This window comes from Kitasatospora sp. NPDC001132, from assembly GCF_053598415.1.
The window spans coordinates 20,666-34,668 of sequence record NZ_JBSFKF010000006.1; the positions used below are offsets into that span (position 1 = coordinate 20,666).

12 protein-coding genes are annotated in these 14,003 nt (G+C 74.4%); 6 read left to right on the top strand and 6 right to left on the bottom strand.

The annotated features are described in order from the left end of the window. Positions 1–105 precede the first annotated feature (105 nt). The gene (locus tag ACWDBE_RS10220; protein WP_449793290.1) at positions 106–723 is read left to right on the top strand and encodes a hypothetical protein; all 618 of its coding nucleotides are present in this window, start codon (positions 106–108) and stop codon (positions 721–723) included. Here the strand turns inward: ACWDBE_RS10220 and ACWDBE_RS10225 are convergent. The 3 genes from ACWDBE_RS10225 to ACWDBE_RS10235 all read right to left on the bottom strand — a co-directional run bounded on the left by ACWDBE_RS10225 (position 714) and on the right by ACWDBE_RS10235 (position 5,741). Further along, positions 714–3,032, bottom strand: a complete 2,319-nt coding sequence (locus ACWDBE_RS10225; protein ID WP_449807699.1) for an acyltransferase family protein — start codon at positions 3,030–3,032, stop codon at positions 714–716. The genes ACWDBE_RS10220 and ACWDBE_RS10225 overlap by 10 nt on opposite strands. A gap of 134 nt (positions 3,033–3,166) precedes the next feature. After that, positions 3,167–4,903, bottom strand: a complete 1,737-nt coding sequence (locus tag ACWDBE_RS10230; RefSeq protein WP_449793288.1) for a glycosyltransferase family 2 protein — start codon at positions 4,901–4,903, stop codon at positions 3,167–3,169. A gap of 268 nt (positions 4,904–5,171) precedes the next feature. Then, positions 5,172–5,741 carry a GNAT family N-acetyltransferase gene (locus ACWDBE_RS10235; protein ID WP_449793287.1) on the bottom strand — a complete coding sequence of 190 codons (570 nt, stop codon included), beginning with the start codon at positions 5,739–5,741 and terminating at the stop codon, positions 5,172–5,174. Positions 5,742–6,084: 343 nt separating this feature from the next. Between ACWDBE_RS10235 and ACWDBE_RS10240 the strand changes: the two genes are divergently transcribed. Further along, positions 6,085–6,969: a lysozyme gene (locus ACWDBE_RS10240; protein ID WP_449807700.1), complete on the top strand. Its 885-nt coding sequence runs from the start codon at positions 6,085–6,087 to the stop codon at positions 6,967–6,969. Positions 6,970–7,120: 151 nt separating this feature from the next. On the opposite strand, the gene ACWDBE_RS10245 is transcribed toward ACWDBE_RS10240, so the two are convergent. The 3 genes from ACWDBE_RS10245 to ACWDBE_RS10255 form a co-directional block, all read right to left on the bottom strand. After that, positions 7,121–8,809, bottom strand: coding sequence for a S53 family peptidase (locus tag ACWDBE_RS10245; protein WP_449807701.1), 1,689 nt, complete (start codon positions 8,807–8,809; stop codon positions 7,121–7,123). A gap of 198 nt (positions 8,810–9,007) precedes the next feature. Continuing rightward, positions 9,008–10,843: a M1 family aminopeptidase gene (locus ACWDBE_RS10250; protein ID WP_449807702.1), complete on the bottom strand. Its 1,836-nt coding sequence runs from the start codon at positions 10,841–10,843 to the stop codon at positions 9,008–9,010. A gap of 95 nt (positions 10,844–10,938) precedes the next feature. Then, entirely contained in the window at positions 10,939–11,568 is a 630-nt protein-coding gene (locus ACWDBE_RS10255) for a maleylpyruvate isomerase N-terminal domain-containing protein (protein WP_449792161.1), read from the bottom strand. Positions 11,569–11,679: 111 nt separating this feature from the next. On the opposite strand from ACWDBE_RS10255, the gene ACWDBE_RS10260 reads away from it, so the two are divergent. The 4 genes from ACWDBE_RS10260 (at position 11,680) to ACWDBE_RS10275 (ending at position 14,001) form a co-directional block, all read left to right on the top strand. Beyond that, positions 11,680–11,805: a hypothetical protein gene (locus ACWDBE_RS10260; protein WP_449807703.1), complete on the top strand. Its 126-nt coding sequence runs from the start codon at positions 11,680–11,682 to the stop codon at positions 11,803–11,805. Further along, complete coding sequence (locus tag ACWDBE_RS10265; protein WP_449792159.1) at positions 11,802–12,419, top strand: LysE family transporter; 618 nt, start codon at positions 11,802–11,804, stop codon at positions 12,417–12,419. Before ACWDBE_RS10260 ends, ACWDBE_RS10265 begins: the two co-directional genes overlap by 4 nt. Before the next feature lie 449 nt (positions 12,420–12,868). Then, on the top strand, positions 12,869–13,591 hold the full coding sequence (locus ACWDBE_RS10270; RefSeq protein WP_449807704.1) for a TetR/AcrR family transcriptional regulator: 723 nt from the start codon (positions 12,869–12,871) through the stop codon (positions 13,589–13,591). An 80-nt stretch (positions 13,592–13,671) separates the two neighbouring features. Next, positions 13,672–14,001, top strand: a complete 330-nt coding sequence (locus ACWDBE_RS10275; protein WP_449792157.1) for a hypothetical protein — start codon at positions 13,672–13,674, stop codon at positions 13,999–14,001. Positions 14,002–14,003 lie beyond the last annotated feature (2 nt).

Consider the following 14,003-nt stretch of genomic DNA (forward strand, 5'->3'; position numbering starts at 1 on the left):
TGGCAATCAACGCCCGTCCAAACCCCTCTTCCGGGTCATATCCCGGCGTCGGTGCGCTCGTTGAGCACGGAAACGTTCGAGGGGGGCCGCTGGAAGGACGAGCACATGACTGGGCAGCCCACCGGAGGGCAGTGGCAGTGGCCGCAGAACGCTTGGCAGCCGCCACCGGTCCCGACGAATCCGCTACCGCCGTGGTCCACCCCCGAGCCGCCGAGGCGTCTGTCGCGCAAGGCCTGGACGGCCGCGATGGTCGGGACGGGAGCCGTGCTGGCCTCCGTCCTGGTGATGTGCGGGCCGGGGCCGGGGGACGAGAGCGGCGCGGCTGCGCTGCCGGAGTCCTCGCCCTCCGCCGCGGACCCGACGGCGCAGTTGCTGCCGGTCTCCCCCTCCCCGGCCACGCCGGCGCCGTCCCCGCTGCCGCCGCCGCCCACCCCGGGCACGGCGGTGCCGGTGGACGGGCCGAGCGTGGCCGCGCCCGCGGCCGGTGCGGGCGCCGGTGCGGGGGCCGCCGCCCAGCACGCCTCGGCGAGCGCGCATCCCCGGCCGGGGCACAGTCCGCACGCGTCGGCTCCGGCCCATGGCCCGTCGGGCACTGCCGCCCCGGCGAGTGCCGGGGCGGGTTCGGGCGGCGGTCGGGGCACCATCTGCGATCAGGCCGAGCGGGCGGGCCACTGGCCGGTCGGGTCGGACTCGGCCCGGCTCTGCCGCAGCATCTACGGCTGAGTCCACGGCTGGGCCGACGGCGGCCCCGGGGCCACGGACGCGGCCTGACCGGTCGGAGCGGCCGGAGCGGCCTGACCAGTCGAAGCGATCGGACCGGCCGGAGCGGCCTGACCGGTCGGAGCGACCGGGGTCCCGGCCGCCCCCAGCAGCCCCCTGTCCAGCCGGGGTGCCAGCACCCGCGCCAGAGTGTCGGTGATGTGCCCGGTGTCCCGGTACAGCACCACGCCCTCCAGCACGGCCGGGCAGGAGGGCCCGGTGCCGGGGCAGAGCAGCGGGCCGAGGTCGAGGGTCCGCACCCCGTACCGGTCCGCGAGGCCGCCGTCCAGCACCGGGTCGGGCTCGAAGGCGGTGTCGCGCGGGAAGAAGCAGGCGTCCGAGCGCCCGTCGGAGGCGGCCAGGCAGGTGGGGACGTCCTTGCCGGGCATCGGGGTGTCGCCGAGGTAGGCGAGCGGGGCGCCGAGCGCGGTGAGCCGGTCCAGGGTGCGGGTCCAGCCCTCGGTGCGCTCGGCCTGGGTGCCGTAGCGGTTGAGGCCGGCCATCAGGACGAGGCGCGGCCTGGGTCCGGAGGCGAGTCGGGTGAGGGTGTTCTCGCGCCAGCGGTCGCACTCCTCGAAGGTGCGGCCGAGCACGTTGTTGCGCACGGTGAGGGTGGCCAGCGGGCAGCCGGGCTTGACCAGGACCTCCAGGGCCCAGTGCCGCTGCTCGGCCAGGGCGAGGCCGGCGGAGATCCACTGCCCGGCGTGGGAGTCGCCGAGCAGCACGATCCGGTCGGGGCTGTCCACGGCGCCGAAGAGGCAGCGCGGGCTGCTGTCGGCGTCGAGCGGGATCTCGCAGCCCTTGCCGGGCGGGAAGTCCTCCCGGGCCCGGGCCAGCGGGGGTGTCAGGGCGAGCACCCGGGTGCCGGGGGCGAGCAGCAGCGGGCCGTCGGTGGCTCCGGCGGGGGCCGCCACGGGCCCGGAGGAGGGGTCGCCGAGCGCGCGCACGGTGCCGCCGCCGAGGGTGAGCGCGGCGATCAGCGGGATGACCAGGGCGCTGGCGCCGACCGCGAGCCCGCGCCGGGGTGCCGGGCTGCTGCCGTACCGCAGCGGCTGCTCGACCAGGCGCAGGGTGAGCCAGGCGGGCAGCGCGGCGGCGGCGGTGAGGGCGAGCAGGGTGGTCCAGGGCAGCGAGCCGTACCGGGCCTGCGCGATGGTCAGCACCGGCCAGTGCCACAGGTACCAGGCGTAGGAGAGGCGTCCGACGGCCCGCAGCGGGCGGGTGGCGAGCAGCCGTCCGGCGTCGGCCGTACGGAAGGTGCCGGGGGCGCCGTGCCCCGCGAGCAGGACGGCGGCGGTGCCGAGGACGGGCAGCAGCGCGGCGGTGCCGGGAAACGGGGTGTCGCGGTCGTACAGGACCACCGGCGCGAGCACGGCCGCGAGGCCCAGCCACCCGAGCGTCCGCAGCGACCACCGCGTCGACCACCGCACCGGACGCCGCTCGGTGCGGGCGGCCAGCGCCGGGCCCGCCAGCGCCGCGCAGGCTCCGGCCGCGAACTCCCAGAGCCGGCTGCCGGTGGAGAAGTAGGCGAGCGGCGCGGAGCTGTCCGTCCAGCGCAGGCAGAGCGCCAGCGAGGCGGCACCGACGGCCACCGTGGCGAGGGTGGTCGCCAGGGCGCGGCGGCGCCCGTGCTGGCGGCGGGCGAGGCCGAGCAGCAGGACGCCCCAGAGCAGGTAGAACTGGTTCTCCACGCCCAGCGACCAGAAGTGCTGCAGCGGGCTGGGGTCGCGTTCGGCGGCCAGGTAGTCGGTCTGCAGGCCGACGAAGCGCCAGTTGGCGAACTGGCCGGCGGAGGCGATCAGGTCGCGGGCGAGGTCGGTGCCGCGCAGCGGGTCGAGCAGGGCGCCGCCGGCGACGGCGGTGGCGACCAGCACGGTGGCGGCGGCAGGCAGGATGCGCCGGGCGCGGCGGGCGGCGAAGTCCCACAGGCCGAGCGGGCGGCCGATGAGCAGGCCGGTGATCAGGAAGCCGGAGATGACGAAGAAGACGTCGACGCCGACGAAGCCGCCGGTCAGGCCGGGGACGGCGGAGTGGAAGGCGAGGACGGAGAGCACGGCGACGCCGCGCAGCCCTTCGATGTCGGGGCGGAAGGCGGTGCGCCGGCGGTGCGGTCCGCTCCCGGCGACGGGGGCGCGCCGCGGGACGGCGGGTGCCCTGTCGGCCCGGACGGGGCCGGGCAACAGGTCGGCGGGTGGGGCGGAGGCGGCGGACGCCGCCGAGGACGAGACGGTGGAGGCGGCGGAGGACGACGAAGGCGGTACGGCCGTTGACACGGCGGTGCTCCTTGCAGGGCTGGCAGCGGTTGTCGGGCCGCCGGGCCGATGGGGCGGCCGGGCGGTGTCCGCGCCGGTGGGGCGACGCGCAAGGAAACGCAACGATCGAGCGGTACGGCGATTCTGACGGTACGTCAGAAGATCAGCGGGTCGGCCCAGCCGGAGGCCAGCAACCCGCACAGCAGCAGCACGGCGGTGACGGCGACGGCCTCGGCCCGTCCGAACCGGAGGTCGGAGCGGCCCGGTGCGGGTGCGGCGACCTCCCCGACGGACGCACCCTTGCCGCCGGTCCCGTTCAGCAGCGGCCACAGCTCCCGGATCAGCGGGACCATGGTGTACGCGGTGAGCGCGAGCAGTCCGGCGAGCGCCCAGTACGGCCGCCAGCCGTACAGCAGCGCGGCCCAGACCAGTCCGGCGGCGCCGGCGAGGACGACGAGCCCGAGCCAGCCGACCCCGATCCGGGCGACGGCGCGGGCGAGCGAACTGCCGCCGGACACGGCACCGGTGGGCACCCAGTCGGCGGAGCGGCGGCGCAGCGCGTGCGCGATGGCGACCACGTGGCAGAGCCCGCCGAGGAGTTGGACCCGGGTGACCTCGAAGCGCCAGCGGGTGCGGGACATCGCGGGCAGCAGCACCAGGGCGACCCAGATCGGCGGCAGGAACGGCAGCACCTGCCAGGGCCGGATCTCCTCGGGCCGGAAGAACAGCATGATCAGGGCGGGCAGCGGCACGGCGAAGACGTTCACCGCGCTGGTGACGTAGCCGAGGATGCCGTTCCAGAAGCAGAGCCGGGCGGATCGGGAGAGCGGCCCCCGGCGGAAGTCCGGGTCGCGGACCAGGGCCAGGGAGCCGAGGCACCAGCGGTACTGCTGGCTGATGAAGGCGGGCAGGCCGGTGGGCGACATGCCCTTGGCGACCAGCGCGGGGACGTAGCGGGTGGCCCATCCGGCGCGGGCGAGGGCGAGGCCGGTGTAGAGGTCCTCGCTGTGGTCGATCTCGGCGAAGCCGCCGATCCGCTCGAGTGCGGCGCGGCGGTAGAGGGCGTTGGTGCCGCAGCAGACGGTGCCGTCCTGCGCGTCCCGGGAGGGCTGGATCCAGCGGTAGAAGATCTCCTGGGTGGCTCCCGCGGCGCGTTCGAGCCAGGACATGTCGGCGTCCGTGTCGAAGCACTGCGGGCTCTGCACGATGCCGACCCCGGGGTTGTCGAGGTAGGGCACCAGGTGGTGCAGGAAGTCGGGGCGGGGGCAGAAGTCGGCGTCCAGGACGGCGACGATCTCGCCGGCGCCCTCGGCGAGGCCGTGGTTGAGGTTGCCTGCCTTCTTGAACCGGCCCCGGTCGGGGCGGGCGCGGTACTGGAAGCCGTAGGACTCGGCGAGTTCGCGGACCTCGGGTCGGTCGGCGTCGTCGAGGACCAGGACGGTCAGTTCGCCTGGCCACCGGACGGCCGCGGTGTGCCGGTAGGCGTTGTCCAGGACGGCCAGGGGCTCACCGGCGGTCGGCAGCAGCAGGTCCACGCTCGGGGCGCGGGCGGGGTTCCAGGCGCGGAGCAGCAGGTCGTGCGAGTCGCGGGTGAAGCGCCGGGCGCGCTGGCCGTCGGCGAGCGAGAGCAGCCAGGTGGCCGCGTTGAGCAGGGTGAGCGCCAGGAACGGCCAGAGCAGCGGCCTGCTGAGGGCGAACAGGCCGAGCGTGGCGGTGGCTCCCGCGTAGGAGAGGGTGGCGCAGAGCAGCACCCAGCGGCGCTGCGGGCCGAAGTACCAGTAGAGCTCCTCGTCGTCGGGCGGGCCGGGCAGTCGGTTGGCGTCGGGGTCCGCGGGTGTCCGGCGCGGACCGGCGTCGGGTGCGGGCATGGCGGTGCCATGGAGTGCGGGCATGCGGAAATGGCCCCCCTGGGCAGCGGGCGGAACGTGGCCGTTCGCGCCCAGCCTCTCACATTGGCCTAGACCAATAATGAACGAGGTATGACATCCCCGCATCGCCCCAGTTCACCGACTTGACGGTACGTCACCTGCGGAAACCCACTCCGGCGGAACCGAACCCTCCCCCGAGGGGGAGCCGCATCCGACCGTCGCCAACTCCCTTCGCGGCCACCGGTTCACCACCGCCGCAGCCGCCAACTTCCGTACACGGACATCCATCCACTCACGCCCCGGTCTTCAACTCCTTGACGAGGTGGGCGAACCGGAGGTCCGGCCGCCGGGGGATGCCGAAGCGCTCGTCGCCGTACGGGAACGGGCTGAACTCGCCGGTGCGCCGGAAGCCGCGCCGCTCGTACCAGGCGATCAGGTCGGCGCGCTGCTCGATCACCGTCATCTCCATCACGCCGACGCCCCACTCCTCGGCGGCCAGCCGCTCCGCCTCGGCCAGCACGGCCCGTCCGATGCCGCCGCCCTGGAGCCCGGGACGCACCGAGAACATGCCGAAGTAGGCCAGCCCGCCACGCCGTTCCAGCTGGCAGCAGGCCACCGGCTCGCCGTCCAGCTCGGCCAGCAGCACCAGCCCGTCGGGGTGGCTCAGGGCCTCGGTGACGGCCTCCGGGTTGGTGCGCCGGCCGTCCAGCAGGTCGGCCTCGGTGGTCCAGCCGGCCCGGCTGGCCTCGCCCCGGTAGGCGGACTCGACCAGCGCGACCAGCGCCGGGACGTCGGCGGGCGTGGCGGGCCGGAACGCGGGCTCCCCGGCGGGACGGGCGGAGTCGGCGGCGGTCTCGGGCATGGCGGGTCCTCTCCTCGCGTGCGGGGCCGCCCGTGGTGGCCGGCCCGCGGGCATCGTCGCACAGCGGCGGCCGCGCCCCAGGACCCCGGCGGCCTCCCGCCGTCGGCCCGGCCCACCGCACCCGACACCGCCTCCGCGCGCGTTCCGGGCCGCCGGAAACGGGCAGGACCGGCAACGCCGGTTGCCGGTCATGGGGCGCGGACACATCTGACATGCGTTCACTATGTGAAAAAAGATGCCTGGTGGTGGTGCCAGGTACATGGCTACTCTGCGGTACGGCCGGTCAGACCCCGGCCATACCGGGTCATTTCGACCTTCCCACGCTCGGACCAGAGGAGTGCTCATGCCCCGCTCTTCCCGCTCCGCCCGCCCCACCGGCACCGACAGACCGGCCCGCCGCCTGCCCGCGCTGGCCGCCCTCGCCGCCGCGACCGCCCTGGTCGCCGGTGTGGCCGTCCCCGCGTACGCGGCCGAACCCGCCCCTGTCGCCCCCGTGGCCGAAGGCCGCCCCGGCTTCCACCCCGAGCAGGACTTCGCCGGCTCCACCGTCGCCGCCCGCGAGGGCCGCGGCGCCGCCGCGCCGTTCGCCTCCCTCGCCGCCACCCAGACCCCCGGTCTGGACGTCTCCAGCTACCAGGGCAACGTCAACTGGTCGTCGGTGGCCGCCAACGGCGCCAAGTTCGCCTACGTCAAGGCGACCGAAGGCACCGGCTACACCAACCCCTCCTTCGCCCAGCAGTACAACGGCTCGTACAACGCCGGCCTGATCCGCGGCGCCTACCACTTCGCGCTGCCGAACGCCTCCTCCGGCGCCACCCAGGCCAACTACTTCGTCAGCCACGGCGGCGGCTGGTCCGCCGACGGCAAGACCCTGCCGCCCGCGCTGGACATCGAGTACAACCCCTACGGCGCCACCTGCTACGGCCTCAGCCAGAGCGCCATGGTCAACTGGATCCGCGACTTCAGCAACACCGTGCACTCCCGCACCGGCCGCTACCCCACCATCTACACCACCACCAACTGGTGGACCCAGTGCACCGGCAACAACGGCGGCTTCGGCACCACCAACCCGCTCTGGATAGCCCGCTACGCCTCCTCCGTCGGCACCCTGCCGAACGGCTGGGGCTACCAGACCTTCTGGCAGTTCGCCGACGCCGGCACCTTCCCCGGTGACCAGAACTACTTCAACGGCGCGGCCGACCGCCTCCGCGCCCTCGCCCTGGGCTGATCCACCGACCGTCGGACCCCCGTCGCCGAGGCGGGGGTCCGTCGGATGGCGGTGTCCGGAGCCGGGGTGCGTCCGAAGTCGGGGGTCCGAAGTCGGGGGTCCGAAGTCGGGGGTCCGGAGCCGGGGGTCCGGCGCCATGGGAGGTCCGGCGTCAGAGCGCCTTGAGTCCGTCCAGCAGCCCCTGGCCGCCGGGGCTGCCGAGGCCGGTGCACGCGTCCCAGTCGGGCCCGGAGGCGTACGCGCCGTTGCTGCCCTGGGTGATGTCCCGCAGGACGCCCGTCGCGAACTTCGTGTACAGCAGCGGGTCGAGGAAGCCGACCTGGGCGGAGCCGGGCAGGCCCTGGTTGATCCGGGCGAGCAGCGCGGCCCACATCGGGGCGGAGGCGCTGGTGCCGCCGATCTGGTTGAAGTGCACGCCGTCGACGCTCGGGACGACCACACCGGTCTGCGGGTCGGCCAGCGCGGACACGTCGGGCACACCGCGCCCGCGCGCGTGCGGCGGGTCGGCCGACGGCGGCACGTCGACGCCGGACTGGAACGCGGGCACCGGGAAGACCGCACTGATGCCGCCGCCCGTCCGGCTGCCCGGGCCGTCGTCCCAGCAGACCTCGCTGACGACCTGCCCCTGGCGGACCACCAGGCGGGTGCCGCCGACGCCGAGCACGTGCGGGCTGGAGGCGGGGAAGTCGGCGTGGGCGCGCTCGTCGGAGGCCTGGTCGCGGGAGCCGTCGTCACCCGAGGCGCAGCAGACGCTGATGTTCTTCTCGGCCGCGCCGGCGAAGGCGGCGTCCGCCCGCTTCATCGCCCCGACCGTCCACCGACTGCCCGGCGTGGCCTCGGCGTTGCCGTAGCTGTTGGTGATCACCGAGGGCCGGTTGTCGGTGTCGTTGACGATCCGGGTGATCACGTCGACCCAGCCCTGTTCGGTGAACGTGGTGAAGTAGACGACGATCTTCGCCTTGGGGGCGAGGGCGCCGACGACCGCCAGGTCGAGCATGATCTCGCCGCTGCTGTCGGCCGTCTCGAAGTCGGAGTCCTGCCCCGGGTCGTTGCCGGGGGTGCCGACGCCCGGGATCACCACGTTGGTGATGTCCGGCATGTCCTGGTGGAGGACGTTGACGAAGTAGTTCCTCAGCGCGTCCAGCGAGTAGCCGCCGGACGGGATGCCGGGCGGCGTCTCGCCGTTGAAGGCGAGGACGGCGATGCACTGCCCGCTCCCGTCGGTGCCGTCCGGGTAGGCGTACGGCGCCTGGAGCTGCGGCGGGAGGAAGGCTCCCGGCCGGAGCGTCGCGGCGGTGTGCGCCACCGGGGCGGCGTCGGCGGGCCGGCGGATCAGCAGGCGGCTGCCGATCGGCCGGTCGTCCAGGCCGAAGACGTGGCTGACGATGCCGTCCAGCTCCGCGGGGACGAAGATCTGGCCCACTCGGCCACGGTAGGTGCGGGGATTGCCCTTGGCGTCCTGGTAGCGGTAGCGGGCCAGGGTCACCCGGAAGGCGTCCGAGACGTCCCGGGTGGTGCCGGTCAGCTGGACGCTGCGGGCCAACGGGTTCGGGTTCTCGACCTTGAGGCCGTGCTCGGCGGCGAAGGCCTCGACCGCCTTGAGGTCGGTGTCCAGCCACCGGTGGGTGGCGGCGTACTGGTCGTCGGTGGGCAGGACGCGCCGGGTCGGCGCCTGGAGCGCCAGCTCGTAGACGTCCGGCCGCGGCTGCGCGGCGGGGTCGCGGCGCAGGTAGACGGTGACGGTCAGGGGTGTCTGGGGGTGGGCCGGTCCGATGGCCCGCGCTCCGTCGAGCGGAACGCGGGAGCTGTCGGGCAGCGCCACGTAGTGGTTGGTCGACATGATCGCTCCAGCGGTCGGGTCCGCGCCGGGAGCTCGCGACTCTGGGTCGTGTGCTTTCGACTGTCCGCATACGGCACACGCTTATGTCGTATGCGTACAGCGTCCTCCGAGGGCCGGGTGGCGTCAAGGGGCGCCGAGGGAGCGTCAGGGGGCGGCGCCCCCGGCCGGGACCGGGGGCGCCGCCGGGGTGGGGGCCGCTCAGCCGTCGATGCGGTGCTGGCTCCAGAAGGAGGTCAGGTCCACGGTGGTGGCGGCCTGGGCCGCGGCCTTGAACTCCGCGGTGGTGGAGACGCCGTACCAGTGCGCCTGCGCGTAGTTCCGCAGCAGCGTGGTCATCGCGGTGTCGCCGATCGTCCGGCGCAGGTCGTGCAGGGCGCACTTGCCGTAGCCGTAGACGACCGTGGAGTAGCGGGAGGAGTTGGCGTCCCAGTACGCCATCGAGTTGGTGATCCGCTCCGCCGAGGAGGCCCAGGAGACGCTGTTCCAGCAGTTGTTGCCGGTCTTGCCGAGGGCGAGGTCGGTGGCGTAGTCGGTGAAGGCCTCGTCCAGCCAGGGGCCGTTGTACTCGTCGTCGCCCACGATGCCGTACCACCACTGGTGGCCGATCTCGTGGGTGAGCGCCGTGGTGCTGACCAGGTCGAGGACGAAGCCCGGGTACTCCATGCCGCCGAACCAGAAGTTGTTGTCGATCACCGCGTCCAGTTCGCCGTACGGGTAGGCGCCGAAGCGCTGGGCGTGGGCGTCGACCGCCGAGGTCGCGGTGGAGAGCATCGACGCGGAGTCGGAGGAGCTGATCCCCGCCACCGAGTAGACGTTGACCTTCACCCCGGCCGCGGAGGTGCCGGAGATCCTGGTGAACGGTCCGGCGCCCCAGGCGAAGTCGCGGACCTTGCTCGCGGTCGCCTTGGTGACGGTCCGTCCGGCCGCGCCGGGGGTGTCCACCGAGGTGCCGGTCGCGGGCACCAGCAGGCCGGTCGGGTGGTCCAGGGTGACGGTGAAGTCCGAGGCCACCGAATAGAAGGACTCGCCGTTGTTGGTGTAGGGGTCGAGGTGCCAGCCGGCCGCGTCCCGTATCGCCAGGACGGGCAGGGCGTTGCCGAGGAAGTTGTACGCGCCGTCGTGGCCGAAGCGGTCCGCGCCGCTCGGCACGGAGATGCCGAGGTCGAAGCCGACGGTGCCGCTCTGGCCCTGCGCGAGCGGGGCCGGCAGGGTGACCTTGAGCGCGGTGCAGTTCACCGTGAGCGGGGAGGGCGTGCCGCCGGTCACGTTGGTCACCGTGATCGGGGTGCTGGGGCAGCTGCCGTGGGCGTTGTCCCACAGCCGCAGGTACACCTCGGTCAGCGGCGAGGACGAGGCGTTGCTGAAGCTCACGCTCTCGTGCCCGGTCCAACTGCCGCCGGAGGCGTCGCTGGTGAGCGCGACGGTGTACGCCGGTGAGACCGGGGTGCGGGTCGGGTCGCCGGGCTGGGGCGGGGTGCCGCCGCCGGAGGCGTCCAGGGTGACGTCGTCCAGCACGAAGCTGGTCTGCAGGCCGGCGTCCTCGACGCCGGTGAAGGAGAGCGTCGCGCTCCGGCCCGCGAAGGCGGAGACGTCGAGGGTCTTGTGCACGTACCCGCTGCGGGCGTCCAGGTTGGAGTAGGTCGCCAGCGTGGTGGAGCCGAGCTTGACGGTGAGCTTGTCGTAGGCGGTGCTGCCGGTGGTCTCGGCGGTGTCGACGTGCAGCCAGAACCCGAGCGTCGCGGTGCCGCACCCGGCGGGGAGGGTGACGGACTGCGAGAGGGTGTCGGTGTGGCTGGAGCCGTAGCCGTCGAGCCAGGCGTAGGAGCTGCCGGAGTGCGCGCTCTGGCCGCTGTCCGCGGTGATCGCGCCGCTCGGCGCCGTCCAGGACGAACCACCGGATTCGAAACCGCCGTTGGCCACCACCTGGGCGGGTGTGCAGTCCGCGGCGCTCGCCACATCGGGGGTGGCGAGCGCCGCGAGGCCGACTGCCGCGAACAGGGCGGCGCCGGTCAGGGCAGGCAGGATTCTTCTCATCGGAGCCTCTCGTGGGGAGCGGGCCGGGAGCAGCAGCGTGACAGCAAGCCCGCGCCTTTGAAAGGCTCATGACATGAGACGTGTACGCCTCACCCTCACCGGACGACCGGCAGCACCGCCCGCGCACCGCGGCCGGTCGCCGCCTCGATGAAGGCCACCGGGTCGGCGACCCGCGCCAGCAGCACGCGGGTGAAGTCCAGGGCCTCCTCGGCGGGCAGCGGGCCGCCGACGGCCGCGACCAGGTCGAGCAGATGGACGGTCGCCTCCATCAGCGCCACCTCGCCGAGCGCGCCGACCGTCACGCTCCCGAGCAACGGGTGCGCCACCGTGGTGTCCGGCGACAGGTCCGCGATGCCGTCCAGCGCGGCGGGGCCCTCGACGCCCAACCGGGCGAGCAGCACGGCGGGTTCGGCCGCCTCGGCCGACTGCTTCGCCGCCTCGGCGACCTGCTCGGCGGCGGTGTGGGCGATGCCGCCAGGACGGTTGTAGGCGCGCAGGATGCCGGCCCCGTCCACCACTTCGGCCGGCGCGTCCAGGACGGCCGCGCGCAGCCCGGCGAACATCTCCGGCACCGGCGCCACGTGCGCGAACAGCTCCCGTACGGTCCACCCGGGCAGCCGGGTGGGCCGCTCCCAGTCCTCGGCGGCCAGGGCGGCGCCCCGCTCCGCCCACGAGGCCCAGACCTCCGCCAACAGCGCTCGCACCTGGTCGTTCTGACGGTACATCGACTCTCCTCCGGTCTCTTCGGAACGGCGATCACGGGGTCGGCCCCACGCTATCCCGGGCGCCCGGAAAACCGTTTGCCGCACCCGCGGCCGGGCCGCCACCATCGGCCCATGACCGACTCCCCCGCCCGTCCGCTGTCCGCACCCGCCGCCACCCGCCCGGCCACGGTCCCGATCACCGCCCCGGTCCAGCAGCAGCCCCGCCGTCCCCGGAGGCCCGACGCCGCACGCGCGTGAGGGCCGCGCTGGCCGCGGGGCTGCTCGCCGGGCTCGGCGTGGCCGTCCCGGTGGGGGCCGTCGGGGCCTACCTGGTGTCGCTCACCGCACGCACCTCGCTGCGCACCGGCGCCTGCGCCGCCCTCGGCGTGGCCACCGCGGACGGGCTGTACGCGCTGCTCGCGGCAGCCGGCGGCACCGGCCTCGCGCCGCTGCTCGAACCGGTCGCCCGGCCACTGCGGCTCGCCTCCGCCCTGGTACTGCTGGCCCTCGCCGCCCGGACGGCCGTCACGGCACTGCGCAGCCGCCCCGGCACCGCCGCCGACGGACCGCGGGCACAACCGCCCTCCCCCGCCCGGGCGTTCCTGACACTGCTGGGCATCACCCTGCTGAACCCGCTCACCGTGCTCTACTTCGCCGCACTGGTCCTCGGCGGCGGCAGCCAGGGCGACGTCCCGGCCCGGGCGGCCTTCACCCTCGGCGCCTTCGCCGCCTCCGCCTGCTGGCAGCTGCTACTGGCCTCCGGCGGTGCCCTGCTCGGCCGCGCCCTGACCGGCCCGCGCGGCCGGCTGCTCACCGCGCTCGGCTCCGCCGCACTGGTCGCCACACTCGCCGTCCGGCTGCTGCTCGACTGAACGCACCCTCTCTCCACGCGCAGTGGCGTGACCCACCACGACCGGCCCCGCCACCGCCATTGCCGCAACCGCACCCCGCCCCCACCCCGCCCCGGGCCCACCGCCGCTCACCGCACTCGCCACCCGACTCCCACCCGACCGAACACCCGCTCCCCCGCCCCAGCCACGTCACCCACCGCGACCGGCCCCGCCACCGCCATTGCCGCAACCACGTCCCGCCCCACCCACCCCGGGTCGGCTGACCAGCGGGATCGGCGAATCGGCCGCCCGAGTCCGCTCGACCATTTACGTCCGATTCATACCTTGTATCCTGGTTCTGTATCCGCTGAGTGACATCCGCCGAAACCCGGCCCGGAAAGCGGGCCCCGCGTCGCGACTGGTCCGTCGAGTCGGCCGAGCGGCCGGGGCGCGGGCCGACGACACCGGCACCGACCCGGAGGAGTGCGGAGATGGCCGAGCAGGACGCCTCCGAGAAGCGGGGGCGGCTGAGCCGCCCGCTGGTGCTGGGCGCCGCCGTGGCCCTCGTCGACCGCGAGGGCCTGGGCGCGCTGACCATGCGCAGGCTGGCGACCGAGCTCGGCGTGGAGTCGATGGCCCTGTACCGCTACACCCCGGGCAAGGAGGCGCTGATCGACGGCCTGGTCGAGGCCTACTTCGACGAGATCAACGCCCGGCTGCGGGCCGGCTCCGTCCGCGGCCCCCAGCATGACGGCTGGCGCGCCGAACTGCGCCGGATCGCCCGGGCGTTCGCCGCCACCGGGCACGCCCACCCCGAGATCCTGCCGCTGGTCGCGACCCGCCCGCTGGCCGTCCCGGTGTCGCGGCGCCCGACCTCGGTGCTGGACCTCACCGAGCACATCCTGGCCGTGCTCGGCCGGGCCGGCTTCGACGACGCCGGCTCGCTGACCGTCTACCGCAGCTTCGTCGCCTGGAACCTCGGCTGCATGCTGGTGGACAAGCGCCAGGTGGTCGACAACCCGAGCGAGCCGGACCCCGCGCTGCGGCTCGGCCTGCACCGGCTGTCCGCCACGGACTACCCCCGGCTGCGCGCCCTGGTGCCCCGGTTCGCCGACTTCGACGACGAGGCCGAGATGCTGAGCGGCCTGGACAGCCTGCTCGACGGGATGCCCGAGCCGCCCCTTGACGGCTTCTACGGCGGCGACGCATCCTGAGGATACGAGGTACACGTCGGACATATCCGCTCGAATCGGCGCCACCGGCAGCCCGCTGACGGCGCCCGGAAGAAGCCCCCATGTCCTCCGTACCCGACACACCACCCCCGGATGACATCCTGCGCCTCCGCGTCACCGCCAAGGACCCGGAGACCCTGCGCGCGCTGCTGCGCGACACCCGCCCCGACGTCGGCGGACGCCCGCGCGTCGAGGAGGACGGCCGCGTCGGCATCGACGTCTACGCTCCGGCCGACCGGATCCCGACCCTCGAACGCGAGGGCGTCACGGTCACCCTGATCGGCAACGCCAGCGAGGCCGGGCGCGCCGCCCAGTCCGAGGTCGGCAGCGGCGACCGCTTCGCCCCCGCCGACGCCGTCCCGCGCGGCCTGGCCGCCAAGCTCTCCGGCTGACC